Raw genomic sequence first — 23,954 nt, 5'->3', positions numbered from 1 at the left:
CGCTGCCTATGACATTCTTATGTAACCAGCGGGGAGGCACCGATAAGATGCCTCCCAACTTTAGATGCGCCCGAATTAGTCGTCTGCACTGTAGACAGTTTCGCCCGCCTTAATGGTTTCCAGCACTTCGATATCGCGAATTCCCATCGGGTCAATCGCTAGCGGGTCAGCCGACAGGATCACCAGATCAGCCAGCTTGCCAACTTCCAGTGTGCCTTTGATGTCTTCCTCAAAGTTTTGATAGGCGGCGTGACTGGTAAGGGCCTGCATCGCTTGGTAGGCGGTCAAACGCTGGTCTTCACCAATGATCTGACCTGACCGGGTGGCACGGTTTACCCCGGTCCAGGCTGTCATCAACACATCCGGAACCACCACAGGTGCGTCTGTGTGAATAGTGAAAAGCATATCGCGCTTAGCTGCCGAGCCACCGGGATTGTTACGCGCTCCGCGCTCTGGCCCCAGCACCGTGTCCATGTAGTAGTCGCCAAACATGAACGGGTGGGTCATTTCAAAGCTTGGGATAATGTTCAGCGCCTGCATGTCGTCGAACTGATCCTCACGCGCCATTTGCGCGTGGATCATCACAGGCCGCCAGTCTTTGCTTGTCGCATCCTTTAGTGACTTGATCGCATCCAGCATCTGATCACCAGCGGCGTCGGCATTGGTGTGTATCAGGATTTGCCAGTCGTTATCCCAAGCCTTGTTAATAAAGCCCTCGATTTGTTCTCCGCTCCAGGCGGGGTAACCGTGGTAATCGGCTGTCTGACCGGTAGGGGGCTTATGGTATGGCTGTGAGGAGAAGGCGGTCATGCCGGGCAATGAGCCATCCAGATTTAGCTTTACGCCCCCCAGCTTTAATCCGTTTTGGTAGTCGGCAAAGTGGGCAAAGTCTGGGTTCCAGTCCTCGTTCAAAAGCTCAATTGCCGGATATGCGTTCACGTCTAGCCACAGATCTCCATCATCAGCCGCTTTCTTGAGCAGCGCCAGATCTGTCGGCGTGGTGCGGCCATCTTGAACCGATGTGATGCCATTGCGGGCATATTCCTGCAGTGACATTTCCAGATTATCCAACTGCTGCGCCATATCTGGCTGTGGCATGTTCAGCATCACCGGCCACATTGCAGATTCTTCCAGCACTCCGTTAGGTGTCCCATCCGCCGCCTTCTGAATGACGCCGCCTTGCGGGTTTTCACTGTCCGCACTGATGCCTGACATTTCCATTGCCAGCGAATTGACTACACCGATATGGCCCGAGGAGTGAATGATCAGAATTGGGTGCTCGGTTGATACTGCGTCAAGAATTGCACTATCGGGATGGTCTGGCAGGATCGAGGTGTCATAGCCGATGCCCAATACCCAACCTCCCTTGGGGATCTGGTTGTCATCAATGTACTGGCGCAGCGTTTGCTGCACACCCTCGAAATCGTCGGCCAGCCCATAGGGGGGCGCTGCCAGATTGGCGACGCTCAGCGCCAGACCCATCTGGGTGACATGACTGTGGCTGTCGATCAGCCCCGGCAGCAGGGCTGCGCCCTCTAAATCCAGCATCTCTGTTGAATCCGTAGCCAGAGCCTTCGCTTCGTCATAGGTTCCAACAAAACTGATGTTGCCATCTTTGGTGACCAGCGCCTCGGCATAGCTGGGGCTATTGCCCACCATCGTCAGGATGGAGCCACCAAAATAAAGTGTGTCAGCGGCAAATGCCGCTGATGGAATAAAGACGGAGGCAAGAATGGGGAGTAGGGGGGAATAAACACGCATAACAATATCTTTCAAATAAGAGTGCAATGCCATGAGCATTGAAAATGAGGGTGGGACTATCAACCTGAGGATCATTTATCAGCGTCTTACCGCCCTGCCAGGTTGTGGCGCGCATACCACGCTGAGAATCTTCCGCGACAGAATTGACCGCTCGCGATTTGGTTGTGGTATGTTGGGCGCGATCTATTTTTAAGAAAGGTATTGCTATGAATAAATTACTGGCAGAATTCATTGGCACGTTTTGGTTGGTGCTGGGGGGCTGTGGCAGCGCAGTTCTGGCCGCTGGCGTGGCGGATGTTGGTATTGGCTGGTTGGGCGTTAGCCTCGCCTTTGGTTTAACGGTTCTGACGATGGCCTATGCCGTAGGCCACATATCCGGAGGGCATTTTAATCCTGCGGTGTCGCTTGGCCTGATGATCGGTGGCCGCTTTGATGCCAAGGACTTGATCCCTTATTGGCTAGCACAGGTTGCAGGTGCGGTGGCCGCTTCGGTTGTCCTTTATATCATTGTTTCAGGTGGGGCAGGGTTCACTGGCGTGGGCGGGTTTGCCTCCAACGGATATGGGGCTGCATCCCCGCAGGGTTACGGCATGACCGCAGCACTGGTGACCGAAGTGGTGATGACTGCGGCATTCCTGATTATCATTCTGGGGGCAACCTCTGCCGGGGCACCCGCCGTGTTCGGCCCGATTGCTATTGGTTTAGGGCTAACCTTGATCCACCTGATCTCGATCCCGGTGACAAATACTTCGGTCAATCCTGCCCGTTCAACTGGTGTGGCTCTATTTGCTGATGGTCCGGCCCTGTCCCAGCTTTGGTTGTTCTGGGTTGCACCATTGGTCGGCGCCGCTTTGGGCGCGATTATCTGGAAAGTGATGAGCCCGGACGACTAAAAACACCGCTTGGTCCGGTCGAAATCCGGACCAAGCCTGACTTTAGTTCACCAACCCAGTTTCTTTCAACATCCCGCGCTTCTTGGCCTCATGCCAGTAACCACGCGAATAGTGCTTTACGGCCATGTCCTGACTACCATCGGATATCAACCAGGCACCGCGCAGGTATTTAACCGCGAATTCCAGATTGGTATTGGCATCCAGCAGGTTCTTGGCCGGACCGCTGAACCCCATTGACCGGGCTGTGGCGGGCAGGATCTGCAATAGCCCATAATACGGGCTGTTCATCGCCCAGGGCCGGTGTGTGCTTTCACGGATTGCCAGACGGTGCACCAACTCGCGCGGTACCTCATAGTGATCCGCCCACTTATTGATCAATACGCGCAGTTCAGGTGTTTCATTCGGATACAATGGCGGATCAAAGTCATCCCCGGCCTGACTTGCAACACTGCGAGAGCAGGCCGAAACGGATACAGCCATTGAAACGATCAGGCCTAGTGCAGTTCTACGGTTCATGGCTTTCTTCCTCTCTCAGTATTTACGCTAAATTAGTGGTCAAACAGAGAGGGGCAACCAGATGGGTGTAAAACCGCCGATGCCCCAAGTCCCCCTTGGCTGGCACCGGTTTAAATATCGAAAAATCAAGCGACTACGGGATGACCCGCTTGTTGCATGCAACGCACTAGATAATCACGCTGGGCCTGCTTGACCTGCGCATCGCCAATAGCAGCGCCTGTGACCGCACCCAGGACCAATCCTACGGCTGCCTTGTCTCGGTTTTCAGTCGCTCCGACCAGAGCGCCGCCAACGCCACCAAGTGCTGCGCTTTTCTGGGTATGGTCTCGACCAACCTGTCGCGCCTGCGACCGGCATTGGGCTTCATCACTGTCGAAACTTGCACCAACAGCGCCATTCAGCTGCAAGGGGGCGTCCACTGGGACTGTGTCGCATGCAGCCAGCAGCAGCATGGATGCGGTGAGTGTCAGAAATTTGCCGGTCATTACCTGTTTCCTTTGCAAAATCGTCAATCTATGGAGCAAAGATAGGGTGCACTGGGCCAATGTACTAGCGTTTCATAGAAAAAGGCCGCCCAAACCGGGCGGCCTTTTCCAAACTTTCAGCTCGATAGAGAAGCGATTAAGCTTCTTCTTCAGCCACTGGTGCGTCGTCATCATCCGATGCGGCGCTACCGATATCGTCGAACAGTTCCGAAATCTCGAAATCAGCTGCGGCTTCTTCTTCCGCTGCCAGTTCCTGGATCGATTTGCCCGATGCCTGCAGTTCGGCTTCTTCAACCGAACGCGCAACGTTCATTTCGATTTCAACAGTAACTTCTGGGTGCAGGTTGACGGCAACAGCGTGCAGACCCAGGTCTTTGATCGGGTGGATCAAAGCGATCTGCTTTTTGTCGACCGAGAAACCTTCGGCAGTTGCGGCGTCAGCGGCGTCACGTGGAGTGACCGACCCGTACAGAGCGCCGGCATCTGATGCCGAACGAATCACAACGAACTGCTGGCCAGCCAGCTTTTCGCCCAGTGCTTCTGCTTCAGTTTTGGTCTCAAGGTTGCGAGCTTCAAGCTGCGCTTTCTGAGTTTCAAAGTTGGCAATGTTGGCTGCCGAAGCAGTCAAGCCTTTGCCCTGAGGCAGCAGGAAGTTACGTGCGTAGCCAGGTTTGACGTCTACAACGTCGCCCATCTGGCCCAGTTTCGCAACGCGCTCAAGAAGGATAACTTTCATGTCAGTATCTCCTTACTTAACAGCGTATGGCAGCAGGGCGAGAAAACGTGCGCGTTTGATGGCACGAGCCAGTTCACGCTGTTTTTTCGCCGAGACGGCAGTGATCCGCGAAGGAACAATTTTGCCGCGCTCAGAGATGTAGCGCTGCAGCAGACGGGTGTCTTTGTAGTCGATTGCCGGAGCATTGTCGCCCGAGAATGGGCAAACTTTACGACGACGGAAAAATGGTTTTGCGGCCATGGTTTAGCGTCCTTTTCCTAAGCAGCGATCAACGGCGCTCGCGACGGGAGTCGCGTTCGTCACGTTTCTGCATCTGGACCGAAGGGCCCTCTTTGTGCTCGTCCATCTTGATGGTCAGAACACGCATAACATCGTCATGCAGACGCATCAGGCGCTCCATTTCCTGGATAGCCGGTGCCGGAGCATCGGTACGCAGGAAGGCATAGTGGCCCTTACGGTTTTTGTTGATCTTGTAGGCCATCGTCTTGACGCCCCAGTACTCGCTGTCGACCAGCTTGCCGCCGTTGTCGGACAGTACAGCACCGAAATGTTCGATGAGACCTTCTGCTTGCGTGTTGGACAGGTCCTGACGCGCAATCATTACATGCTCATATAGTGGCATGTGAGCTCCTGTTATATTCAAGGCGCATTTCAAAGATGGGGCGGTTAGCCTTCCGCGGCCCCACCACGAGAGTCTGCGCGGATCGAAATCGTTGCGGAAGGAAGCCCCCATATACAGGCTGTGGCCAAAAGGGCAAGCCAACAGATCAGTCCGCAGATCCCTGTGTTTCCACGTGGGCAACATTACCGACCTATGCCCGGTATTTTCCCAGCATCTGCCCCATTGCTGTCTCATTGTTCGAGTTAATGGAAATTAACAAGTGATTAACAGCCCAAAAAGGGTGCGGAATGATGAGGAAGGGCGGACGTTATGGCAGCAGCTGAAAACATCCCGATGAAAGGCGCAGGCAACGTTAAGGACAACGTAGGCAAGGCGGCACCTCGTGGGCTCTACGCAATGGCCGAGGCACTTCCTCTGGTGCTTAGTTTTGAACCAAACTGGCAACTGCGGTCGATTGTCCTTCGCGTTATCGGCGCTGCGATGATCCTAAGCTCCACAACGATCTGGTTGATGCCCGGCGTCGCCTATGATCCCGAAATGGGACTGATCAAGATAGGGATCTCTGTGTTCTTGTTGTTCGCTGGCATTGCCCTAATGATGGTCAACGACCCAGGTACCCACCCAGACGCTTATTTCGACCCAATCCGCCGCGAGTTGCGCGTTTTGCAACGCACCGGGCAGGGGCGCCCTCGTACAGTCCTGCGTCGTGGCTATGACAGTCTTGGCAGCGTTCGGTTCAAAGATCGCTCGGTTGAGTTGTACGAAATCGACGGCTCACTTTTGATCCGCCTTCCGCTTAGCCTTGGCTCCACCCGGAAATTGCTGCGTGAACAGCTGAGTGGCGTAGTGCCAATCCTTAGCTAAACCAAATCACATCTGCGCGATAATGAACCCGGCTTGGCAAAAGCCGGGTTTTGCGTTCGCAGGTTCACAGGTTATGTTGGTTTTTGCTGACTTCCCAATTCAAGCGTCAGTTGTCATTTCTAGTGCCATATCAATTGTTCAATCGGAGCCTTTCCAAATGAAAAAGACCCTGCTTGCCGCCGCTCTGGCGACTGTCGCTGCTACCTCTGCCTTCGCAACTCCTGAGAAGTACATTCTCGACGCCAGCCATAGCCAGATTCTGTTCAGCTATAACCACCTTGGTTTCTCAACCACTTGGGGTCTGTTCTCAGGGTTTGAGGGCGACGTAATGTTTGATCAGGGAAACCCGGCGGCCTCTAGTGTCACCGTCTCGATGCCAACCAAGTCAATGTTTACAGGCTGGGAAGATCGTTTTGGTCACTTCATGTCCAAGGACTTCTTTGGCGCGACTGACGAAGACATGATCAGCTTTACCTCTACTGGTATCGAAGTCACCGGCGACACCTCGGCTCAGATCACCGGCGACTTGACCATCAATGGCACGACCAAGCCTGTTGTGCTGGACGCTGTTATGAACCAGGCAGCCGATCACCCGATGAAAGGCAAGCCTTGGGCTGGGTTTGACGCCACAGCGACCGTTCTGCGCTCAGACTTCAACCTGGGTAAATTCGCTCCTTACGTCAGCGACGAAGTTGAAATCAAAATCTCTATAGAGGCTATGAAGGCTGACTAAGCCTGCTTTCGAGGGCTCACGAGCCTTTCTAGAATCATCCAGCCCCCGTCCAGTATCTGGGCGGGGGTTTGTTTATCAGGAACCGATTGTGTGAACGTAGTTGGCTTTCCTTTGGGCAAATGAGCGCAATTTCTAGTGAGATGTGATTATTGACCAGGAGCCTTTCGCGATGAAAACCTTTTTGTGTGCCAGCTTTATGGCCGTTGCAGCTTCCACTTCCATGGCTGCCCCCGAAAAATACATGCTGGACGCAGGGCACAGCCAAGTCGTTTTCAGTTATGATCATTTGGGTTATTCAACCACGCATGGGATGTTCGCGGGGTTTGAAGGCGAGATCATGTTTGATCAGGAAAACCCAGCGGCCTCTAGCGTTTCGGTGTCGATGCCTGCGACGTCTATGTTGACCGGCTGGCAAAAACGCTTTGATCATTTCATGTCCAAGGACTTCTTTGACGCCGATGACAGTGAGATGATCAGCTTCCAGTCCACTTCCATTGAAGTAACCGGAGAAAAAACCGCCCTGATTACCGGGGATCTGACCCTGAACGGGGTCACCAGACCAGTGGTTTTGGATACCGTTTTAAATCAGGCAGGTGATCATCCCATGGCCGGTAAACCTTGGGCTGGGTTTGATGCCAGCGCCTCGATTCTGCGGTCCCAGTTTGAATTGGGAAAATTTGCCCCCTTTGTTGGGGACGAGGTCACGATCCAAATCTCCGTCGAGGCGATGAAGGCGGACTAAAACAACTGAGACCTAGAATGTCCAAAGCCGCCAACCTTTATGGGTCGGCGGCTTTCGATCTATTCCCATTGCGATCATGTTGTGGATGTCCCGTGGTCCAAGACATCCTCCATCAATTCACGCGGTCAGCTGTCAAATCAATCTGAACGTCAACGGCAAAGCCCAATGAGGACTCATCTGGCATGTTTTGCCCAATATCAAAGCTCAACCGATCCAGTGTAACGGTTCCTGCCATCACAGCCTGATCGTTCTGAAGGTCGAGGGTAAAGGGCAGGGTGATAGGCACCTCCTTGTCGCGGACCGTCAGGGTTCCGACCGCCTGATAACCTGCGTCCAGCTTCTCCAGTTGTGCTTTGAACACTGCAGTAGGGTAGGTTGCGTTGTCGAAGAAATCAGGGCCCATCGCCTGTGCGAATACGGTGCCAAGATCAAAAGACGCGATCGCTATGGTCACTTCTACGTCTCCAACGTGTCCTGTTGGGGCGGCAGCGTCAAAATTGATCGCTGCCGTCCATTCGGTAAAGCTACCAGAGACCTGACTGCCCATTTGGGTGATGCTAATGCCCAAGGTTCCATTCTGAACCTCCCAGCCAGACGCCACCTGTTGTAAGGGGGCAGGTTGTGCCGAAACAGCCTGCGCGACCGGTTGATTGGGTGATGTGAAAAAGCCGGCCATGACGCCAATACCCAGCACCAAAAACCAAACTCCCAGTGCAGTGAACAAAGGGATCAAGCCGCCTTTGTGTTCTGCCGGTTGCGGCAGGTCCAACTTACCCGGTAACATCCGGCGCAGGGTGGCATCGCGGTCAATTACATGGTGCTTTACGGCGCCAGCAATATGCAACAACAGCGATACAATCAGCACCCGAACAAATAGAATGTGCAGCGACGCAAGAACATGCGCCACGCTCTCAGACTTGGGAACAAATGGCAGATCCTGCCCAAACGGCCACCAGATAGGCGCAAAACCAGTGGTCGCGGCGTGTTCAATCCAACCGAACAGCGGCACCAGCACCAATGACCCATACAGCAACCAGTGCACAGTCTCTGCGGCCCAGGATTCAAGCTTGCGATCCGGATGCAGCAGTCCCGGTTTGGGGTGGCTAATGGCCCACATAATGCGCAGAAGTGCGGTAAAGAAGACTGCTACTCCAATGGTTTTATGTATTGAAAACAGTATATAAACCCGGGAAATGACCTCCAGAGACCCATCAAACTCAGGGCTTCGGATCTGATACGCCAGATTGTTGGCGACCAGTCCCAGTGGAATGGCCGTCAGGATCAACAGGGCCATAAACCAGTGAAAACCTTTGGCCACGCTGCCATAACTGGCGGGAGTATTGTATCTGGACACAGGTCTGTTCCTTTTGGGCTGTCTGTTGATGTCAACCTAACTATCATCGGCCTAGTTGCAACGAAGATGGATCTCTCGTTGCGCACAGGATTGGTGCGCAAAGGTGCAGCTCTCTTGTGTGAAGCGCCTCAGACCGCTAAACCGGCCAAAATCGCATAGTATTCAGACTAGATGAGGTGTTGGATGACAACCGCATTCGTTTTCCCCGGACAGGGCGCACAGACAATTGGAATGGGCAAGGCACTGGCAGAGGCCTACCCCGCAGCCAAGGCTGTGTTTGACGAGGTCGACGCTGCACTGGGCGAAAGCCTGAGCAACCTGATCTGGGAGGGGGACATCGAAACCCTGACCCTGACCGAAAACGCCCAGCCTGCACTGATGGCGACATCCATCGCTGCTCTGCGCGCGCTGGAAGCTGAGGGCATTGGCATCGACAAGGCGTCTTTTGTTGCGGGTCACTCGCTGGGTGAATACTCGGCCTTGGCCGCTTCAGGGGCTGTTTCTGTCGCCGATACTGCCCGACTGTTGCGCACCCGTGGACAGGCTATGCAAAGCGCCGTGCCTGTAGGTGTTGGTGCCATGGCTGCTCTGTTGGGGCTGGACTTTGAAGCCGTCAAAGAGGTTGCCGCTGAAGCTGCCGCCGAAGGCGAGGTCGTGCAGGCGGCCAATGATAACGACCCAACTCAGGTTGTGGTGTCCGGTCACAAGGCGGCTGTTGAACGCGCTGCCGAGATTGCCAAGACGCGGGGCGCGCGCCGTGCTGTGATGCTGCCCGTAAGTGCACCGTTCCACTGTGCCTTGATGCAGCCCGCTGCGGATGTGATGGCAGAGGCTCTGGCCGCTGTTGAGATCAAGTCCCCAACCGTGCCGCTGATCGCAAACGTCCGTGCTGACGTTGTGACCGACCCTGCCGAAATTCGTGCACTGCTGGTCGAACAGGTCACCGGTTCCGTGCGCTGGCGTGAAAGCGTTCAGGTCATGGCTGCCAAAGGCGTGACCGAGTTCTGGGAAATTGGTGCGGGCAAAGCACTGTCCGGTATGATCCGCAAGATCGACCGCAGCCTGACCAGCCGCCAAGTTGGCACTCCGGACGATGCCAAGGCAGCCGCAGAAGCATAAGTTTTAGAAATTCAAATTCCGGCGCTCGAAAATGCAACGGGTGTCGGAAATAAAAAGGACACGATATGTTTGATTTGACTGGTAAAAACGCTCTCGTAACCGGCGCATCTGGTGGCATCGGCGGCGATATCGCACGTGCATTGCACGCTGCTGGCGCAACAGTGGTGCTGTCCGGCACCCGTCAGGAGCCGCTGGACGCTCTGGCTGCTGAACTGGGCGAGCGCGCCCATGTGCTGACCTGCAACCTGTCTGACAAGGATTCGGTTGAGGCCCTGCCAAAGGCCGCCATCGCTGCCATGGGTTCCGTTGACATTCTGGTCAACAACGCCGGCATCACCCGCGACAACCTGTTCATGCGGATGAAAGATGACGAATGGGATAGCGTGATCAACGTGAACCTGACCTCGACCATGCGCCTGTGCCGTGGCGTGCTGCGCGGTATGATGAAGGCACGTTGGGGCCGCATCATCAACATCTCGTCCATCGTCGGCGCTACCGGCAATCCGGGGCAGGGCAACTATGCTGCGTCCAAGGCTGGTATGGTCGGCATGTCCAAATCACTGGCCTATGAGGTTGCTAACCGTGGCATCACCGTCAACGCTGTTGCGCCCGGCTTTATTGCCACTGCAATGACAGACAAGCTGAACGAGACGCAGAAAGACGCGATCCTGACACAGATCCCAGCGGGCCGCATGGGGGAGTCGAAAGAAATCGCCGCTGCTGTGCTGTATCTTGCCAGCGCCGAGTCAGCTTATGTCACTGGCACCACGCTGCACGTCAACGGCGGCATGGCGATGCTATAACAGGCAGAGAATCACGCGGTTTCTCACTTGATGACGAATCCCGGAACACGCTCAAGTTGCTTTTGGCGGGTTCCGGATATTTTCCTCCGATCCGGGTTGTACCCACGATAGTTGGCGCTTGTGTGGCCCATACTGACAACGATATTCTGCGCCAATAGGCCTTTTTATTCCTGTTGTTTGTAGTTGGCGGTGACTTAGCGAAACCGTTTGCCTCCGCGTCTGTCTGTGATATAGGCGGCGCATCTCTGTTCCGGCGGGTTCCCTTTGGGAAGTCCCGGACAAGCCCCCCGCACTTTGGGGATTGAACCGCCCGGATTGGGCACATTAACGCCATCCCCAGCGGGCAAGGGCAGAACCGGGCCAACTGGTCCTGAATAATCGAGGAATTAACATGAGCGACGTCGCAGACCGCGTAAAAAAGATCGTTGTAGAGCACCTGGGTGTTGAAGAAGACAAAGTAACCGAGAACGCTTCGTTCATCGACGATCTGGGCGCAGACAGCCTGGACACAGTTGAGCTGGTTATGGCCTTCGAAGAAGAGTTCGGCATTGAAATCCCTGACGACGCTGCAGAGACTATCCAGTCCTTTGGCGACGCGGTGAAGTTCATCTCCGAAGCTTCCTAAAGTTTCCCAATCGCACTTTGCGATTGCCTAAACGGCGCTTTCCAATTGGAAGGCGCCGTTTTTGTTTGGCGCGCTTGGCGGAAAATAGCCCAGTCTTAATTGGAAGGGCAGAATGTGCTATCATGCCCTTGTTGTTACTGACTGGAGGCTGTTTGCTATGATGATCTACCCGACAATGGAGCTGCAAGACGGGCATTGCGTGACCCTGGACAAGGGACGACTGGATGAGCCTATGCTCTGGCATGTGGACCCGGTTGAAACCGCCCACGGATTTGCAGCCTCTGGTGCCGAGTGGATGCATCTGACAGATTTCAATGCAATCGAAGGCAACGGCGACAATGCGGACCTGATCGAGGAGATCATCCGCACTGTAGGTATTCCTGTGCAGCTTGGCGGCGGAATGCGCAGCCGTGAACATATCGAACATTGGCTTGAAAAGGGGGCCGGACGCATCGTTGTCGGCACTCTGGCAGCGCGTGACCCTCAACTGGTCGAAGAACTGGCGCGCCAACATCCGGATCAGATCGTGCTGGCGGTGGATGTTTGGCAGGGGCAGGTGATGACAGACGGCTGGCGTCAGTCAGGCGCGTTCACCCCCGAGGCGTTTATTTCTGCGTTCGGCAACGCGCCCTTTGCCGGTATTATTATCACAGACATTGACAGCGATATGTCCAACGTCGAGGCGCAGCTTGGGCTTATTGCCGGCTTGGCCGTAGATGCGCGTGCCCCGGTTATTGCCAGCGGTGTTGTGCGCACCAGTGATGACATCTCGCGCCTCAAATATATCGGTACGATTTCCGGCGCCTTAGTCGGGCGGGCGATTTTTCGCAAAACACTGACGGTAGAGGACGCTCTAAAGACCGCCATGCCCGAACCAGAGCCGGTTGCTGAAATTCTGTGATAATTGATGCGTGCGAGCATTTCTTGTTGGTATGCTACACAATATTTTGATGCAGGCTAGAAGGCGTGGCTCACGATCTGGCCTGCATCAAACCTGACTCCAAAAGACACTTTGGGGTCAGGAACCTAGTACTCGTTACCAATTTAACACTAGTACAACTTTAGATTGATGTGGGGTGGTTAATTAATGCTTACTGCAGCCGTCACTTTCCCGTGAAAACGGCATGCACTTGGCCCACTTGCACTTTCGGGGCATTCCAAGCTATTTGAGAACGAATTGCCGAGGCAAAGGAGAGCAAGGAATGCGTCGAGTTGTTGTTACCGGACTAGGATTGGTCACTCCACTGGCTAGCGGTGTCGAGGAAACATGGTCGCGGTTGCTGGACGGACAGTCCGGCGCAGGGCCGATCACCCGGTTTGATGCAGTCGAAAGCGGTGTCACCACGACCTATGCCTGCGAAGTACCGCATGGTGACGGGTCGGAAGGCACGTTCAATCCCGACGAATGGCTGCCAAAGAAAGAACAGCGCAAGGTCGATGACTTTATCCTTTATGGGATTGCCGCCGCCGCTATGGCCGTCAGCGATGCCGGTTGGAAGGCCGAAACCGAAGAAGATCAGTACCGCACTGGCGTGATGATCGGATCCGGCATTGGTGGGCTTGGCTCGATTGCCGATACTGCTGTGATGATCAAAGAACGCGGCCCCCGTCGGGTATCGCCGTTCTTTATTCCTGGCGCGCTGATCAACCTGATCTCGGGTCAGGTGTCGATCCAGCACGGCTTTAAGGGCCCGAACCACTCGGTTGTGACTGCCTGTTCCACGGGTGCACACGCGATTGGTGACGCCAGCCGCTTGATTAAACACGGCGATGCAGATGTGATGATCGCCGGTGGTGCCGAAGCCGCAATCTGCGAAGTGGGTATCGCTGGTTTCAACGCCTGTAAGGCGCTGTCGACCAAAATGGCCGATGATCCAACCAAGGCCAGCCGTCCATACGACAACGACCGCGACGGTTTTGTCATGGGCGAGGGCGCCGGCGTTGTGGTTCTGGAAGAATATGAACACGCCAAGGCACGTGGTGCCAAGATCTATGCCGAGGTGCTGGGCTATGGTATGTCCGGCGACGCTTATCACATCACCGCTCCGTCTGAGACTGGCGAAGGCGGTGAACGTTCCATGCGCGCTGCATTGCACAACGCTGGTCTAAAGCCTGCGGATATCGACTATATCAACGCGCACGGTACATCGACCATGGCCGATACCATCGAACTGGGCGCTGTTGAGCGGATGCTGGGCGATGATGCTGCGTCTGTGACCATGTCGTCGACCAAATCCTCCACCGGTCACCTGTTGGGTGCTGCTGGCGCAATCGAGGCGATCTTCTCGATCTTGGCGATCCGCGATCAGGTGGCTCCACCAACCATCAACCTCGACAATCCAGCGGTTGAGTCGGTTGTGGATCTGGCCCCGAACGCCAAACGTGAGCGCGAGATCAACGTGGCGCTGTCCAACTCGTTTGGCTTTGGTGGCACCAACGCCTCTGTGATCTTCGGAAAGGCCGACTGATGTGGCGGGCCCTTGCGTCGAATATGCTGACGATACTGGTGGTGGGCCTGTTCCTGCTGGGCGGTGTCATCCTTTGGGGTAAATCCCAGTATACCGCCGGGGGGCCGCTGGAGACAGCGATCTGCCTGCGGGTCGAGCGGGGCTCGAACATGACAAAGGTAAGCCGCGACCTGGAAACTCAGGGCGCGGTCACCAGCGGTGCGATGTTCCGTCTGGGCGCCAAATACAGCGAGAAAACCGGCGATCTAAAGGCCGGTAGCTTCTTGGTTAGCGCTGGGTCTTCGATGGAGCAAATCGTCGAACAGGTGACCACCTCTGGCGCCAGCTCTTGCGGCACGGAAATTGTCTACCGTGTTGGCGTCACCCGCATCACCGCGCAGGTGCGTGAACTGGATCCGGCCACCAACAAATTTGTCAAGCGCGCTGACTTTCAGATGGGCGGCGATGATATCCCGGCGATCTACACGGACAAGCGCGGCGAGAACGATACCCGCTACCGCATTGCCCTGGCCGAAGGTGTGACCAGCTGGCAGGTGGTCGAGGCGCTCAAGGGCTTGGACTTGCTGGACGGTGATCCGGGCGTACGCCCACCCGAGGGCATGCTTGCCCCCGACAGCTACGAGGTCGTACCGGGTTCAAAGCGGGCAGATATTCTGGCCGAGATGCAGGAACGTCAAGAGCTGCGCATTAACGCCGCATGGGAGGCCCGCACTGATGGCCTGCCGCTGGCGTCGCCCGAGGAAATGCTGATCCTTGCGTCGATTATTGAGAAAGAAACAGGTGTCCCGACAGAACGTCGTCAGGTCGCCAGTGTCTTTACCAACCGCCTGAACCGCGGCATGCGTCTGCAAACTGACCCGACAGTGATCTATGGTGTCACCAAGGGCGAGGGCGTGTTGGGCCGTGGTCTGCGCCAAAGCGAGCTGCGCAAGGTCACGCCTTGGAACACCTATGTGATCGAAGGCCTGCCACCGACCCCCATCGCCAACCCCGGCATGGCCAGTCTTCAGGCTGCGGTGGACCCTGACACAACCGACTACGTGTTCTTTGTTGCCGACGGCACCGGCGGCCACGCCTTTGCCGAAACGCTGGAACAACACAACCGCAACGTCGTAAAATGGCGCGCGATTGAGGCGGAACGGCAGAACAACTGATTTGGCCGCAGGTCGAGAGAAGAGGGCGCTTCGGCGCCCTTTTTTGTATCTATTTCACTTGCCCGGCACCGCCGGGCCGCGCCTGACCTTCCCCACGGGAAGGCGCTTACACGCCTCCCCAAGGTCAAGCGCTGCCCTCGATACTGACCGAAAGCTCAACTGAAAAGGATCCAGAAAATATGCTATCAGGCGTCTGCATCGGCACCAATGACATCACCGCCGCCACGCAGTTCTACGACACTGTTTTGGCAAACATCGGCATGCGCCGTGTCCTGACTGAACCGCGCGAAATGGGCTATGCTGGCGCTGATGGGCGAATAAGCGTGTTTCTCATCGTACCCTTTAACGACCAACCGGCCACCTTCGGCAATGGCACCCAGTTCATGTTCTATGCACCGGATGCGGCCGCTGTACGGGCGTTTCACGCAACAGCGCTAGCGTGTGGCGGCATGGATGAGGGCAAACCCGGCCCGCGCAGCTATCACCCGGATTACTACGGCGCCTATGTACGTGATCTGGACGGCAACAAGCTGAACGTCTCTGTCAGCCTTGAGATCAGCTCTGGCGGATGAGGTCATAACAGCCTGTTGCCACCCCACCGTACGCTCCCCAGCCTTCAAACCTTGACTTTTACGCAAATTTCCCCTATAGGTTGAATTGCAGTTGGAAGACATCCAGACGGCCTAGGCTAACCCCCGCTGGCCGTCTTTGCGTCTCTCATGCGGATCACATCGCATGAGGAACCTCAGGTTATGGTGCAAAACCCACTGACTCCCCAAATCGAAAAAACCGCTGATCTGCTCAGGTCTTTACAGGATTCCATCCAACGTTTGCGCAACGTGGCCGAGGCCCTGCGGGAACAGTTGGAAGCAGACCAAGAGGTGGGCGGCGACATCTCAAAACCACAAATCGCCAAGCTAGAGGGGCTTATCCGGGACTGTCAGAAAGTGGAGAAAACCCTTGTCGCACAAAGCAGCCAATTCGCCTCCCTCGCCGAAACAGGCCCCTCGCTGGACCTCGACCAGCTGCGCGGGGATTTGCGCTGCCGACTTGCTACCCTTCGTGCCTGCTGTGATGAGCGAGATGTTTCTGGAGGAACTGACGGATGAGCTGCTGATCGCGCTGCCCTATCTGTTTGATCAGTGGGCCTTGCCGCATCAGATGCCGCCGGGTGGCGATTGGCGCGCCTGGATCATTCTTGGTGGGCGTGGAGCAGGGAAAACCCGCGCCGGTGCCGAATGGGTGCGCAGTCAGGTTGAGGGCAGCCTGCCAATGGATGCAGGCGCTGCCCGTCGTGTGGCGCTGCTGGGGGAAACCTATGATCAGGTGCGCGACGTGATGATCTTGGGCGACAGCGGTATCCTTGCTTGTTCCCCCCCCCTGATCGTCGCCCCACGTGGAAGGCTGGCGAGCGCAAGCTGATCTGGGCCAATGGCGCCACCGCGCAGGCCTTTTCGGCGCACGACCCCGAAGCCCTGCGCGGGCCGCAGTTCGACGCCGCCTGGGCGGATGAGCTGGCCAAATGGAAAAAGGCGCGCTCTAGCTGGGATATGTTGCAGTTTGCCCTGCGGCTAGGGCGGGACCCGCGCATGTGTGTGACCACCACGCCGCGCAATGTGCCAGTGCTGCGCGAGATCCTTGGCCTGTCGTCTACCGTACAGACCCACGCCCCAACCGAGGCAAACCGCGCCAATCTGGCACTCTCGTTTCTGGCCGAGGTGCGCAGGCGCTATGCGGGGACACGACTGGGCCAGCAAGAGCTGGACGGGGTGCTGTTGGCAGACATCGAAGGGGCGCTGTGGACGGACGACATGCTGCAATCAGCGCTGGTGGACCGCGCCCCAACACTGGACCGGGTTGTGGTGGCTGTCGATCCGGCTGTCAGCGCGGGCAAGGCTTCGGATGCTTGTGGTATTGTGGTTGTCGGGGCCGCCTTGCAGGGCCTTGTGCAGGATTGGCGTGCCTATGTACTGGCGGACCGCACGGTGCAGGGGGGTGGCCCGCTTGTCTGGGCACAGGCGGCGATTGCCGCGATGCAAGAGTTCGGTGCAGATCGCTTGGTGGCAGAGGTCAACCAGGGCGGCGCACTGGTCGAGACTGTGTTGCGTCAGGTGGACCCGCTGGTGCCCTACAAATCCTTGCACGCCAGTCGCGGCAAATCTGCGCGCGCCGAACCGGTGGCCGCTCTGTACGAACAGGCGCGGGTGTATCACCTGCCGGGTTTGGGCGATTTGGAGCAACAGATGAGCCAGATGACCCCGCAAGGGTTTCAGGGCGGCGGCTCTCCGGATCGGGTGGATGCCTTGGTCTGGGCGCTGCATGATCTGATCATTCAGCCCGCATCGATACTGCAAAGACCACGGCTTAGGATGTTGTAATCCTTGTGGTTTCAATTAACCGCCCGTCAGTTCAGGCGGGCGGTTTTTGAGTATTTTCAGCAAAAAGAAACAGGGGCCGTGCTGTCTGACGCCAGGGTGTTGCGCACCCGCCGTACGGTCTGGATCGGAAATCTTAGCTGTCATTCACGATATTTGTTTTCAGCAAAGGGGCACCCCAGCTCCGAAGGTGAAAATGAGGAATGGTCATGGTCTTTGACGTGTTTCGGCGCAAACAACAGCCTATCGAGCAGAAGGCAAGTGCAGCCGCCCGCGTGGTGGCCTGGCAGGGCGCCGGGAGCGCCGCCTGGAGCCCACGTGACAGTCAATCCATGATCCGCAGTGGCTTTGCTGGCAATCCGGTTGGGTTTCGCTGTGTTAAACTGATTGCCGAGGCCGCAGCCGCGCTGCCACTGGTGTTGCAGGATCAGGTCCAGCGGTTTGAGCAGCATCCGGTGTTGACGCTGCTGGCCCGGCCAAATGCCGCTCAGGGGCAGGCCGAGCTGCTAGAGGCGCTGTTTGGACAGCTGCTGCTAACCGGCAATACCTATGTCGAGGCAGTGGCGGATGAACAGGGATTGCCGCTAGAGCTGCACGTCTTGCGCTCGGATCGGATGTCGGTAGTGCCGGGCGCTGATGGTTGGCCTATGGGCTATGATTATAAGGTCGGCGGTCGCAAGCATCACTTTGGCCTGACCGGGGCCAGACCCGCGATCTGTCACATCAAGAGTTTCCACCCGCAAGATGATCATTACGGCCTATCGCCATTACAGGCGGCGGCGATGGCGGTGGATGTGCACAACAGTGCTTCACGTTGGTCCAAGGCGTTGCTGGATAATGCGGCGCGCCCATCTGGTGCGCTGGTCTGGAAGGACAGTGATGGCAGCGGCAGCATGGCAGATGACCAGTTCCGCCGTCTAAGTGACGAGATTGAGGCGAATTTTCAGGGTGCACGCAATGCCGGTCGCCCGATGGTTCTAGAGGGGGGCTTAGACTGGAAACCGATGGGGTTTTCGCCCAGCGACATGGAGTTCCAGAAAACCAAGGAAGCCGCAGCACGGGAAATCGCGCTAGCCTTTGGGGTGCCGCCGATGCTGTTGGGGATCCAGGGGGATGCGACCTATGCCAACTACCAAGAGGCACACCGCGCCTTCTATCGGCTAACAGTGGTGCCGTTGGTAACGCGTGTAGCGGCGGCACTGGTAGATTGGTTGTCGGGGTTTGATGGCGCGGTACTGACATTGAAACCAGACCTGGATCAGGTGGCGGCCTTGTCATCGGAACGGGATGCGCAATGGGCGCGGGTGGCGGCTGCCGAGTTTTTGAACCGCAGTGAAAAGCGCCGCCTGTTGGGTCTGCCGGCAGAGGAAGGAGAGCCCGGGGATGCGTGATGGTATGCCGCCTCCGTTTGATTGCGCGCCGGGTTTGCGATTGGCCGCGCACGAGCGGCTGATGCAGCTGCAACTCGAGCACCTGAACCGGCGGCTGGAACGGATTGAGCAGATGATGGAGCGACTGGAACGCCGGTTGTGGTTTGCGGTTTACGGCGTGGCGGCTGTGGTGCTGGGGCAAACGCTCAGGTCGCTGATGTTGCTGCAGTAAGTGTTGGTTAACAGAATGTTAAAGGGAGTTTCTCATGCAAATAGAAACCCATCTAGAACATGAATTTATCGCCTGTCAATCGGGGCTTAGCCTGACCGAAGGCCAGGTGATAGAGGGTTACGCCAGCCGGTTTGGTGAGGTTGATCAAAGCGGCGATGTGGTCATGCCCGGTGCCTATGCCAACTCGCTTGCCGCGCTGATGGCGCGGGGCGGCAAGGTCAAGATGCTGTGGCAACATGATCCGGCCCAGCCGATTGGCGTTTGGGATGAGGTACGCGAGGACAAGCATGGTCTTTGGGTCAAGGGGCGCCTGCTGGTGGAGACCCGCCGTGGGGCCGAAGCGGCGGCGCTGATTGCGGCTGGGGCCATTGACGGGTTGTCGATAGGCTATCGCACCAAATGTGCCAGCAAGGGCGATAAGGGAGAGCGCCGCCTGAGTGAGGTAGAGCTGTGGGAGGTATCGCTGGTGACCTTTCCGATGCTGCCGACAGCGCGGGTTACGGGCAAGGGGGCGGATGATCCGGTGACATCGGCGCTACGGGATCTGGCTGCCGTTTTGGCACAGGCCCGGCTCCAGATCGCAAAGCCCTGATCAGGGCAGGATTTTAACCAAACAGGACACTCAGATGAGCAAGAACACTCCTTCGTCTGCCACTGCAGACGCAGCCCCTTTGATACATGATGTGACACGGTCCATGGAGGGATTTGTAGATGATTTCAAAGGGTTCCGTGATGACATCAAGGCGAAACTGAAACTGACCGAAGAGCGAGTAACAATGTTGGATCGAAAAACCCAAATCACGGCCCGTCCGTAGTTGTCTGCTGTCAATGATGACGGTGCGCCGCATCAAAAAGCTTTTATGACCTATCTTCGATCCGGTGAAGATGACGGGCTGCGAGGGCTGCAACTGGATGGCAAATCGCTGTCTACCGCAGTGAACAGTGATGGTGGCTATCTGGTTGATCCGGTGACATCAGAGACGGTGACTTCGGTGTTGCAATCAACTGCTTCGATCCGGTCTATCGCATCCGTGGTCACGGTAGAGGCGACCTCGTATGATGTGCTGATCGATCACACTGATGTTGGCGCTGGCTGGGCTACAGAAACTGACCCGACGGTGGAAACCGGAACCCCGGTGATTGATCGGATCACCATTCCCCTGCACGAGCTGAGCGCGCTGCCCAAGGCGTCGCAGCGGCTGCTGGACGATAGCGCCTTTGATATCGAAACCTGGTTGGCCGGGCGCATCGCCGACAAATTCTCGCGGGCTGAGGCTTCGGCGTTTCTGAACGGTGATGGTATCGACAAACCCACCGGTATTTTGACCCACGGCGTAGTTGCGAATGACAGTTGGAGCTGGGGTAACATCGGCTATGTCGCGACAGGTACGGATGGTGGAATTGGCGATGGTGACGCCATTGTTGATCTGGTCTACGCGCTAGGGGCTGAATATCGAGCTAATGGTGTTTTTGTCATGAATTCAAAGACCTCTGGTCTTATCCGTAAGTTGAAAGACGCGGATGGTCGCTTCCTATGGTCAGATGGTCTGGCCGCAGGAGAGCCCGCGCGGCTGATGGGATATCCGGTTCTGGTGGCCGAGGATATGTCCGGTGTTGCCAGCGACAGTTTCTCGATTGCGTTTGGTGACTTTACCGCCGGTTACACCATCGCCGAACGCCCCGATCTGCGGGTGCTTCGTGACCCCTTTAGCGCCAAACCACATGTGCTGTTTTACGCCTCCAAGCGGGTTGGCGGTGATGTCAGTGACTTTGCAGCCATCAAGCTGCTGAAATTCGGCCTGACCTAACTGGTCTGACCGATGACGTGGTCGGCAGCCCGGCTGCGTCGGCAGGCGCGTATTGCATTCTTTGTGTCGTCCAGCTGCTCCCCTCCGTCCGAGCGGCATAGAGAGATGCGCGCCTGCTGTATCCAATTCTGTCCCAAGGGGACGCAAGTTTCCGGAGTAATGTGATGATGTTGACCGAACAGACGCCGGTGCCCGAAGCCGCGCTGCCGCTGGAGCCGTTCAAGGCGCATTTACGGCTGGGAACCGGGTTTGGAGAAGCCAGCCTGCAGGATGAGGTTCTGATCAGTTTTCTACGGGCGGCTGTAGCTTCGATAGAAGCAAGGACCGGCAAGGTGTTGATTTCACGCCAATTCGACCTGAACTTGCACCAGTGGCAGGACCCGGTGGCCCAGCCGCTACCGCTGGTGCCTGTCACCACGATTGGCTCGGTTGTGATGATAGATGCTGATGCGGTTGAGCAGACATTGGCGCCTGATCAGTATCGTTTGATTGCAGATAGTCAAAAGCCACAGCTTTGTGCCTCGGGTGGGGTGTTGCCGACAGTGGCAACTGGTGGAGCGGTGCGCATTTCGATGACCGCAGGCATGGGGGCTGGTTGGGGGGCGCTCCCGGCGGATCTGGGGCAGGCGGTTCTGATGTTGGCGGCGCATTATTACCAATACCGGGATGATACGGGGTTGTCGGGCGGCTGTATGCCGTTTGGCGTCACTAGCCTGATCGAACGTTACCGGGTGGTTCGGCTTAGTCTGGGGCGGATGCAATGAGGACGCCGGTTCTATCCCGCCGTTTGACACTAGAGGACCCACAGCGCGCCAGTGATGGTAGTGGCGGATTTGTGGAGGAGTGGGAGGGCTTGGGTGAAGTTTGGGCTGAAATTCAGTCACTTGCGGGGCGCAGTAAAGTGCAGGGTGGCGCGGATCTGTCGTTGCAACGCTATCGGATCACGGTGCGGGCTACACCAGTAGGATCTGCCAGTCGCCCACGACCGGATCAGCGGTTCCGCGAAGGCGCTCGGCTGTTCCTGATCCACGCGGTCGCCGAGGCAGATGATAGCGGACGCTATCTGACCTGCTTTGTACAAGAGGAGGTCTCGGCATGAGTTACGCCCTATCTGCAGCGCTGCAATCAGCTGTGTTTCAGCATCTGGCCAGTGATCCAAATCTGGCGGGAGTCGCCATCCATGATGCACTGCCGACCGGCACTGTCCCACAGACCTATGTTCTGCTTGGAACCGAGGAGGTGCGCGATGGGTCGGATGTGTCTGGAAGTGGTGCGCTGCACAGGTTTATCGTTTCAGTTCATTCGGATAGCGCCGGATTTTCATCAGCAAAGCAGCTGGCCGGGGCGGTTTGTGATGGGCTGATCAATGCGCCAATGGCTCTGACACGCGGGGCGCTGATCGGCCTTTGGTTTGATCGCGCTCAAGCCCGCCGGATGAGCAACGGCAGTCGCAGGATCGATCTGCGGTTTAGGGCACGGGTTGAGGATGAGTAAGCACCAAGGAGTATAGGGCGGCGCCTGACCTTGGGGAGGTGCAAAGCGCCTTCCCGGGGGAAGGTCAGGCGCTGCCCGGCGGTGCCGGGCGATCTGAAAATGATGTGCAGTGATTTGGAAGCAATGGAGAAGCGCGATGACAGCCCAAAACGGCAAAGACCTTTTGGTCAAAGTGGATATGACCGGGGACGGCCAGTTCGAAACCCTTGCGGGGCTGCGCGCCACGCGGGTCAGTTTTAATGCGGAAACGGTGGATGTCACCAGTCTGGAAAGTCAGGGCGGCTGGCGCGAGCTGCTGGCCGGTGCTGGGGTCAGGTCCGCATCAATTTCAGGCTCTGGTGTGTTTCGCGATGCGGGATCGGATGAACGGGCGCGGCAATTGTTCTTTGACGGTGAAACCCCGGATTTTCAGGTGATTATCCCAGACTTTGGTATCGTCGCGGGTGCGTTTCAGGTCACTGCGTTGGAATATGCCGGCAGCCACAATGGCGAGGCCACCTATGAGCTGTCACTGGCCAGTGCCGGCGTGCTGATCTTTACGGCCGTTTAGCACATGGCCAATCCCTGGACAGGAGAGGTCACGCTGGTGATTGATGGTAACCCACGGGTTATGAAACTGACCCTGGGCGCCTTGGTTGAATTGGAACAGGCCCTTTCCGCGGGTTCGCTGGTTGATCTGGTGCAACGGTTTGAAAACGGTGGGTTTTCGGCTGCAGACATCATGGCGCTGATCGGGGTCGGCTTGCAGGGCGGTGGCAATTCGATGTCGCCTGATGAATTGGCAAGGGCCGAGATCGATGGCGGGCCGATGGCGGCGGCGCGGGCAGCGGCGGAACTGCTGGCGCGGGCCTTTATGGTCCCGGAACAGCCATGAGCCAGTTGGATTGGCCTGCAATGATGCGAGCCGGGATGTTGGGCCTGCGGTTGTCACCGCACGATTTCTGGCAACTGACCCCGGCAGAGCTGCGTTTGATGCTAGGGCACGACGCTGGCCAGTCTGCGATGGGGCGCGCCGGGCTGGATGCCCTGATGCAGGCCTATCCCGACAAGACAGGAGACAGTGATGAGTGATCACGAGGCAATTGGAGATCTTGAGCTGCAAAGCGAAGGTCTGGGCGAGGCGCTAAGCAATGCAGCCGGCATGGCGGCGACCTTTGACACCGAGTTGCGCCGGGTGCGTGAGGCCTTTGCGGCCACCGGGCAAGATGCGGCGACATTGGAACGTGGTATGTCCAAGGGGCTGCGGCGGGCCTTTGATGGGGTGGTCTTTGACGGTATGAAACTGTCCGATGCGCTGGAAACTGTGGCGCGCACAATGATCCAGACCACCTATAACGCTGCAATCAAGCCAGTGACCAACCATGTGGGCGGCGTGCTGGCAGATGGGGTGACGCAGCTGGTCAGTGGTTTGCTGCCCTTTGGGGATGGTGCTGCGTTTTCCCAGGGGCGGGTGATGCCCTTTGCCCGTGGTGGTGTGGTTAGCGGTGCTACCAGTTTCCCGATTCGAGGTGGCACTGGCCTGATGGGCGAGGCCGGTCCCGAGGCGATCCTACCGCTAGCGCGTAGTCCGGATGGATCGCTGGGTGTGCGCAGTGGCGGTGGGGCTGGGGTCAAAGTGGTGATGAATGTCACCACTCCGGACGTGCACAGTTTTGCGCGCAGTCAGGGGCAGATCGCGGCACAGATGAGCCGGGCCTTGGGGCGTGGGAATAGAAACCGTTAAGTTATTGAATACACAGGGTCGCGTCTGACCTTGGGGAGGTGCAAAGCGCCTTCCCGTGGGGAAGGTCAGGCGCGACC

The 23,954-nt window shown here is 57.0% G+C and carries 30 protein-coding genes and 2 pseudogenes; 25 read left to right on the top strand and 7 right to left on the bottom strand.

What is annotated here, in order from left to right:
- Positions 1-75: 75 nt before the first annotated feature.
- Positions 76-1,761 carry an amidohydrolase gene (locus tag DL239_RS11720; RefSeq protein ID WP_167684283.1) on the bottom strand — a complete coding sequence of 562 codons (1,686 nt, stop codon included), beginning with the start codon at positions 1,759-1,761 and terminating at the stop codon, positions 76-78.
- A gap of 31 nt (positions 1,762-1,792) precedes the next feature.
- Between DL239_RS11720 and DL239_RS11715 the strand changes: the two genes are divergently transcribed.
- The gene (locus DL239_RS11715) at positions 1,793-1,954 is read left to right on the top strand and encodes a hypothetical protein (protein ID WP_167684282.1); all 162 of its coding nucleotides are present in this window, start codon (positions 1,793-1,795) and stop codon (positions 1,952-1,954) included.
- A gap of 13 nt (positions 1,955-1,967) precedes the next feature.
- Positions 1,968-2,654: an aquaporin Z gene (gene aqpZ / locus DL239_RS11710; RefSeq protein ID WP_167684281.1), complete on the top strand. Its 687-nt coding sequence runs from the start codon at positions 1,968-1,970 to the stop codon at positions 2,652-2,654.
- Between the two features lie 42 nt (positions 2,655-2,696).
- On the opposite strand, the gene DL239_RS11705 is transcribed toward aqpZ, so the two are convergent.
- The 5 genes from DL239_RS11705 to rpsF all read right to left on the bottom strand — a co-directional run bounded on the left by DL239_RS11705 (position 2,697) and on the right by rpsF (position 5,013).
- Positions 2,697-3,170 (bottom strand): lytic transglycosylase domain-containing protein, encoded by a 474-nt coding sequence (locus DL239_RS11705; protein WP_167684280.1) that lies wholly within the window; start codon positions 3,168-3,170, stop codon positions 2,697-2,699.
- Between the two features lie 125 nt (positions 3,171-3,295).
- A complete protein-coding gene (locus tag DL239_RS11700; protein ID WP_167684279.1) occupies positions 3,296-3,655 on the bottom strand; it encodes a hypothetical protein in 360 nt (119 codons plus the stop codon).
- Between the two features lie 136 nt (positions 3,656-3,791).
- A complete protein-coding gene (gene rplI, locus DL239_RS11695) occupies positions 3,792-4,391 on the bottom strand; it encodes a 50S ribosomal protein L9 (RefSeq protein WP_167684278.1) in 600 nt (199 codons plus the stop codon).
- A gap of 12 nt (positions 4,392-4,403) precedes the next feature.
- A complete protein-coding gene (gene rpsR / locus DL239_RS11690; protein WP_005852865.1) occupies positions 4,404-4,631 on the bottom strand; it encodes a 30S ribosomal protein S18 in 228 nt (75 codons plus the stop codon).
- A 28-nt stretch (positions 4,632-4,659) separates the two neighbouring features.
- On the bottom strand, positions 4,660-5,013 hold the full coding sequence (gene rpsF / locus DL239_RS11685; protein WP_167684277.1) for a 30S ribosomal protein S6: 354 nt from the start codon (positions 5,011-5,013) through the stop codon (positions 4,660-4,662).
- 309 nt (positions 5,014-5,322) lie between these two features.
- Between rpsF and DL239_RS11680 the strand changes: the two genes are divergently transcribed.
- From DL239_RS11680 to DL239_RS11670, 3 genes are all read left to right on the top strand, one after another.
- A complete protein-coding gene (locus DL239_RS11680; RefSeq protein ID WP_240931848.1) occupies positions 5,323-5,877 on the top strand; it encodes a hypothetical protein in 555 nt (184 codons plus the stop codon).
- 157 nt (positions 5,878-6,034) lie between these two features.
- Positions 6,035-6,610 carry a YceI family protein gene (locus tag DL239_RS11675; protein ID WP_167684276.1) on the top strand — a complete coding sequence of 192 codons (576 nt, stop codon included), beginning with the start codon at positions 6,035-6,037 and terminating at the stop codon, positions 6,608-6,610.
- 169 nt (positions 6,611-6,779) lie between these two features.
- Positions 6,780-7,352, top strand: a complete 573-nt coding sequence (locus DL239_RS11670; protein WP_167684275.1) for a YceI family protein — start codon at positions 6,780-6,782, stop codon at positions 7,350-7,352.
- A 112-nt stretch (positions 7,353-7,464) separates the two neighbouring features.
- Here the strand turns inward: DL239_RS11670 and DL239_RS11665 are convergent, their stop codons facing one another.
- A complete protein-coding gene (locus DL239_RS11665; protein WP_167684274.1) occupies positions 7,465-8,706 on the bottom strand; it encodes a cytochrome b/b6 domain-containing protein in 1,242 nt (413 codons plus the stop codon).
- Positions 8,707-8,889: 183 nt separating this feature from the next.
- Between DL239_RS11665 and fabD the strand changes: the two genes are divergently transcribed.
- The 20 genes and pseudogenes from fabD to DL239_RS11565 all read left to right on the top strand — a co-directional run bounded on the left by fabD (position 8,890) and on the right by DL239_RS11565 (position 23,877).
- Positions 8,890-9,825: an ACP S-malonyltransferase gene (gene fabD, locus DL239_RS11660; RefSeq protein ID WP_167684273.1), complete on the top strand. Its 936-nt coding sequence runs from the start codon at positions 8,890-8,892 to the stop codon at positions 9,823-9,825.
- A gap of 65 nt (positions 9,826-9,890) precedes the next feature.
- Positions 9,891-10,628, top strand: a complete 738-nt coding sequence (gene fabG, locus DL239_RS11655; RefSeq protein ID WP_167684272.1) for a 3-oxoacyl-[acyl-carrier-protein] reductase — start codon at positions 9,891-9,893, stop codon at positions 10,626-10,628.
- Positions 10,629-11,019: 391 nt separating this feature from the next.
- Complete coding sequence (locus tag DL239_RS11650) at positions 11,020-11,253, top strand: acyl carrier protein (RefSeq protein ID WP_167684271.1); 234 nt, start codon at positions 11,020-11,022, stop codon at positions 11,251-11,253.
- A gap of 157 nt (positions 11,254-11,410) precedes the next feature.
- A complete protein-coding gene (locus tag DL239_RS11645) occupies positions 11,411-12,154 on the top strand; it encodes a 1-(5-phosphoribosyl)-5-[(5-phosphoribosylamino)methylideneamino]imidazole-4-carboxamide isomerase (RefSeq protein ID WP_167684331.1) in 744 nt (247 codons plus the stop codon).
- A 301-nt stretch (positions 12,155-12,455) separates the two neighbouring features.
- Positions 12,456-13,721 (top strand): beta-ketoacyl-ACP synthase II, encoded by a 1,266-nt coding sequence (fabF, locus tag DL239_RS11640; protein WP_167684270.1) that lies wholly within the window; start codon positions 12,456-12,458, stop codon positions 13,719-13,721.
- Positions 13,721-14,875, top strand: coding sequence for an endolytic transglycosylase MltG (mltG, locus tag DL239_RS11635; protein ID WP_167684269.1), 1,155 nt, complete (start codon positions 13,721-13,723; stop codon positions 14,873-14,875). Before fabF ends, mltG begins: the two co-directional genes overlap by 1 nt.
- 179 nt (positions 14,876-15,054) lie before the next feature.
- Positions 15,055-15,447: a VOC family protein gene (locus DL239_RS11630; RefSeq protein ID WP_167684268.1), complete on the top strand. Its 393-nt coding sequence runs from the start codon at positions 15,055-15,057 to the stop codon at positions 15,445-15,447.
- Between the two features lie 147 nt (positions 15,448-15,594).
- Positions 15,595-15,984 carry a recombinase gene (locus tag DL239_RS11625; RefSeq protein WP_240931847.1) on the top strand — a complete coding sequence of 130 codons (390 nt, stop codon included), beginning with the start codon at positions 15,595-15,597 and terminating at the stop codon, positions 15,982-15,984.
- Positions 15,959-17,253, top strand: a pseudogene (locus tag DL239_RS11620) (DNA-packaging protein). Before DL239_RS11625 ends, DL239_RS11620 begins: the two are co-directional and overlap by 26 nt.
- A 206-nt stretch (positions 17,254-17,459) precedes the next feature.
- Positions 17,460-18,641, top strand: a complete 1,182-nt coding sequence (locus DL239_RS11615; RefSeq protein ID WP_167684329.1) for a phage portal protein — start codon at positions 17,460-17,462, stop codon at positions 18,639-18,641.
- Complete coding sequence (locus tag DL239_RS11610; protein ID WP_167684267.1) at positions 18,634-18,852, top strand: GTA head formation protein, RCAP_rcc01685 family; 219 nt, start codon at positions 18,634-18,636, stop codon at positions 18,850-18,852. The genes DL239_RS11615 and DL239_RS11610 overlap by 8 nt, the downstream gene beginning before the upstream one ends.
- A 34-nt stretch (positions 18,853-18,886) precedes the next feature.
- Positions 18,887-19,444 carry an HK97 family phage prohead protease gene (locus DL239_RS11605; RefSeq protein ID WP_167684266.1) on the top strand — a complete coding sequence of 186 codons (558 nt, stop codon included), beginning with the start codon at positions 18,887-18,889 and terminating at the stop codon, positions 19,442-19,444.
- 103 nt (positions 19,445-19,547) lie between these two features.
- Positions 19,548-20,660: pseudogene (locus tag DL239_RS11600) on the top strand (phage major capsid protein).
- 164 nt (positions 20,661-20,824) lie between these two features.
- Entirely contained in the window at positions 20,825-21,424 is a 600-nt protein-coding gene (locus tag DL239_RS11595) for a head-tail connector protein (RefSeq protein WP_167684265.1), read from the top strand.
- Positions 21,421-21,759, top strand: coding sequence for a head-tail adaptor protein (locus DL239_RS11590; protein WP_167684264.1), 339 nt, complete (start codon positions 21,421-21,423; stop codon positions 21,757-21,759). Before DL239_RS11595 ends, DL239_RS11590 begins: the two co-directional genes overlap by 4 nt.
- Positions 21,756-22,154 carry a DUF3168 domain-containing protein gene (locus DL239_RS11585; protein WP_167684263.1) on the top strand — a complete coding sequence of 133 codons (399 nt, stop codon included), beginning with the start codon at positions 21,756-21,758 and terminating at the stop codon, positions 22,152-22,154. Before DL239_RS11590 ends, DL239_RS11585 begins: the two co-directional genes overlap by 4 nt.
- 136 nt (positions 22,155-22,290) lie before the next feature.
- On the top strand, positions 22,291-22,704 hold the full coding sequence (locus DL239_RS11580; protein ID WP_167684262.1) for a phage major tail protein, TP901-1 family: 414 nt from the start codon (positions 22,291-22,293) through the stop codon (positions 22,702-22,704).
- A 3-nt stretch (positions 22,705-22,707) separates the two neighbouring features.
- The gene (locus tag DL239_RS11575; protein WP_167684261.1) at positions 22,708-23,028 is read left to right on the top strand and encodes a gene transfer agent family protein; all 321 of its coding nucleotides are present in this window, start codon (positions 22,708-22,710) and stop codon (positions 23,026-23,028) included.
- Positions 23,025-23,225 (top strand): rcc01693 family protein, encoded by a 201-nt coding sequence (locus tag DL239_RS11570; protein ID WP_167684260.1) that lies wholly within the window; start codon positions 23,025-23,027, stop codon positions 23,223-23,225. The genes DL239_RS11575 and DL239_RS11570 overlap by 4 nt, the downstream gene beginning before the upstream one ends.
- Entirely contained in the window at positions 23,218-23,877 is a 660-nt protein-coding gene (locus tag DL239_RS11565; RefSeq protein ID WP_167684259.1) for an RcGTA-type gene transfer agent tail tape measure protein, read from the top strand. Before DL239_RS11570 ends, DL239_RS11565 begins: the two co-directional genes overlap by 8 nt.
- Positions 23,878-23,954 lie beyond the last annotated feature (77 nt).

The sequence above is a fragment of the Parasedimentitalea denitrificans genome, from assembly GCF_011813015.1.
Taxonomy (GTDB): domain Bacteria; phylum Pseudomonadota; class Alphaproteobacteria; order Rhodobacterales; family Rhodobacteraceae; genus Parasedimentitalea; species Parasedimentitalea denitrificans.
Note: the sequence above shows the minus strand (reverse complement) of the source record. Positions and strands in the feature narration are given on the sequence as shown.

What these genes read in the sequence shown, in the direction of transcription:
- rpsF (WP_167684277.1), bottom strand. Translation starts at nt 5,013, where the DNA reads ATGCCACTATATGAGCATGTAATGATTGCGCGTCAGGACCTGTCCAAC.
- DL239_RS11575 (WP_167684261.1), top strand. Translation starts at nt 22,708, where the DNA reads ATGGCCAATCCCTGGACAGGAGAGGTCACGCTGGTGATTGATGGTAAC.
- DL239_RS11670 (WP_167684275.1), top strand. Translation starts at nt 6,780, where the DNA reads ATGAAAACCTTTTTGTGTGCCAGCTTTATGGCCGTTGCAGCTTCCACT.
- aqpZ (WP_167684281.1), top strand. Translation starts at nt 1,968, where the DNA reads ATGAATAAATTACTGGCAGAATTCATTGGCACGTTTTGGTTGGTGCTG.
- DL239_RS11605 (WP_167684266.1), top strand. Translation starts at nt 18,887, where the DNA reads ATGCAAATAGAAACCCATCTAGAACATGAATTTATCGCCTGTCAATCG.
- DL239_RS11650 (WP_167684271.1), top strand. Translation starts at nt 11,020, where the DNA reads ATGAGCGACGTCGCAGACCGCGTAAAAAAGATCGTTGTAGAGCACCTG.
- DL239_RS11715 (WP_167684282.1), top strand. Translation starts at nt 1,793, where the DNA reads ATGAGCATTGAAAATGAGGGTGGGACTATCAACCTGAGGATCATTTAT.
- DL239_RS11705 (WP_167684280.1), bottom strand. Translation starts at nt 3,170, where the DNA reads ATGAACCGTAGAACTGCACTAGGCCTGATCGTTTCAATGGCTGTATCC.
- DL239_RS11585 (WP_167684263.1), top strand. Translation starts at nt 21,756, where the DNA reads ATGAGTTACGCCCTATCTGCAGCGCTGCAATCAGCTGTGTTTCAGCAT.
- fabG (WP_167684272.1), top strand. Translation starts at nt 9,891, where the DNA reads ATGTTTGATTTGACTGGTAAAAACGCTCTCGTAACCGGCGCATCTGGT.
- rpsR (WP_005852865.1), bottom strand. Translation starts at nt 4,631, where the DNA reads ATGGCCGCAAAACCATTTTTCCGTCGTCGTAAAGTTTGCCCATTCTCG.
- DL239_RS11570 (WP_167684260.1), top strand. Translation starts at nt 23,025, where the DNA reads ATGAGCCAGTTGGATTGGCCTGCAATGATGCGAGCCGGGATGTTGGGC.
- DL239_RS11700 (WP_167684279.1), bottom strand. Translation starts at nt 3,655, where the DNA reads ATGACCGGCAAATTTCTGACACTCACCGCATCCATGCTGCTGCTGGCT.
- rplI (WP_167684278.1), bottom strand. Translation starts at nt 4,391, where the DNA reads ATGAAAGTTATCCTTCTTGAGCGCGTTGCGAAACTGGGCCAGATGGGC.
- fabD (WP_167684273.1), top strand. Translation starts at nt 8,890, where the DNA reads ATGACAACCGCATTCGTTTTCCCCGGACAGGGCGCACAGACAATTGGA.
- DL239_RS11590 (WP_167684264.1), top strand. Translation starts at nt 21,421, where the DNA reads ATGAGGACGCCGGTTCTATCCCGCCGTTTGACACTAGAGGACCCACAG.
- DL239_RS11720 (WP_167684283.1), bottom strand. Translation starts at nt 1,761, where the DNA reads ATGCGTGTTTATTCCCCCCTACTCCCCATTCTTGCCTCCGTCTTTATT.
- DL239_RS11675 (WP_167684276.1), top strand. Translation starts at nt 6,035, where the DNA reads ATGAAAAAGACCCTGCTTGCCGCCGCTCTGGCGACTGTCGCTGCTACC.
- DL239_RS11615 (WP_167684329.1), top strand. Translation starts at nt 17,460, where the DNA reads ATGGTCTTTGACGTGTTTCGGCGCAAACAACAGCCTATCGAGCAGAAG.
- DL239_RS11645 (WP_167684331.1), top strand. Translation starts at nt 11,411, where the DNA reads ATGATGATCTACCCGACAATGGAGCTGCAAGACGGGCATTGCGTGACC.
- DL239_RS11595 (WP_167684265.1), top strand. Translation starts at nt 20,825, where the DNA reads ATGATGTTGACCGAACAGACGCCGGTGCCCGAAGCCGCGCTGCCGCTG.
- DL239_RS11630 (WP_167684268.1), top strand. Translation starts at nt 15,055, where the DNA reads ATGCTATCAGGCGTCTGCATCGGCACCAATGACATCACCGCCGCCACG.
- mltG (WP_167684269.1), top strand. Translation starts at nt 13,721, where the DNA reads ATGTGGCGGGCCCTTGCGTCGAATATGCTGACGATACTGGTGGTGGGC.
- DL239_RS11680 (WP_240931848.1), top strand. Translation starts at nt 5,323, where the DNA reads ATGGCAGCAGCTGAAAACATCCCGATGAAAGGCGCAGGCAACGTTAAG.
- DL239_RS11565 (WP_167684259.1), top strand. Translation starts at nt 23,218, where the DNA reads ATGAGTGATCACGAGGCAATTGGAGATCTTGAGCTGCAAAGCGAAGGT.
- DL239_RS11610 (WP_167684267.1), top strand. Translation starts at nt 18,634, where the DNA reads ATGCGTGATGGTATGCCGCCTCCGTTTGATTGCGCGCCGGGTTTGCGA.
- DL239_RS11625 (WP_240931847.1), top strand. Translation starts at nt 15,595, where the DNA reads ATGCGGATCACATCGCATGAGGAACCTCAGGTTATGGTGCAAAACCCA.
- fabF (WP_167684270.1), top strand. Translation starts at nt 12,456, where the DNA reads ATGCGTCGAGTTGTTGTTACCGGACTAGGATTGGTCACTCCACTGGCT.
- DL239_RS11580 (WP_167684262.1), top strand. Translation starts at nt 22,291, where the DNA reads ATGACAGCCCAAAACGGCAAAGACCTTTTGGTCAAAGTGGATATGACC.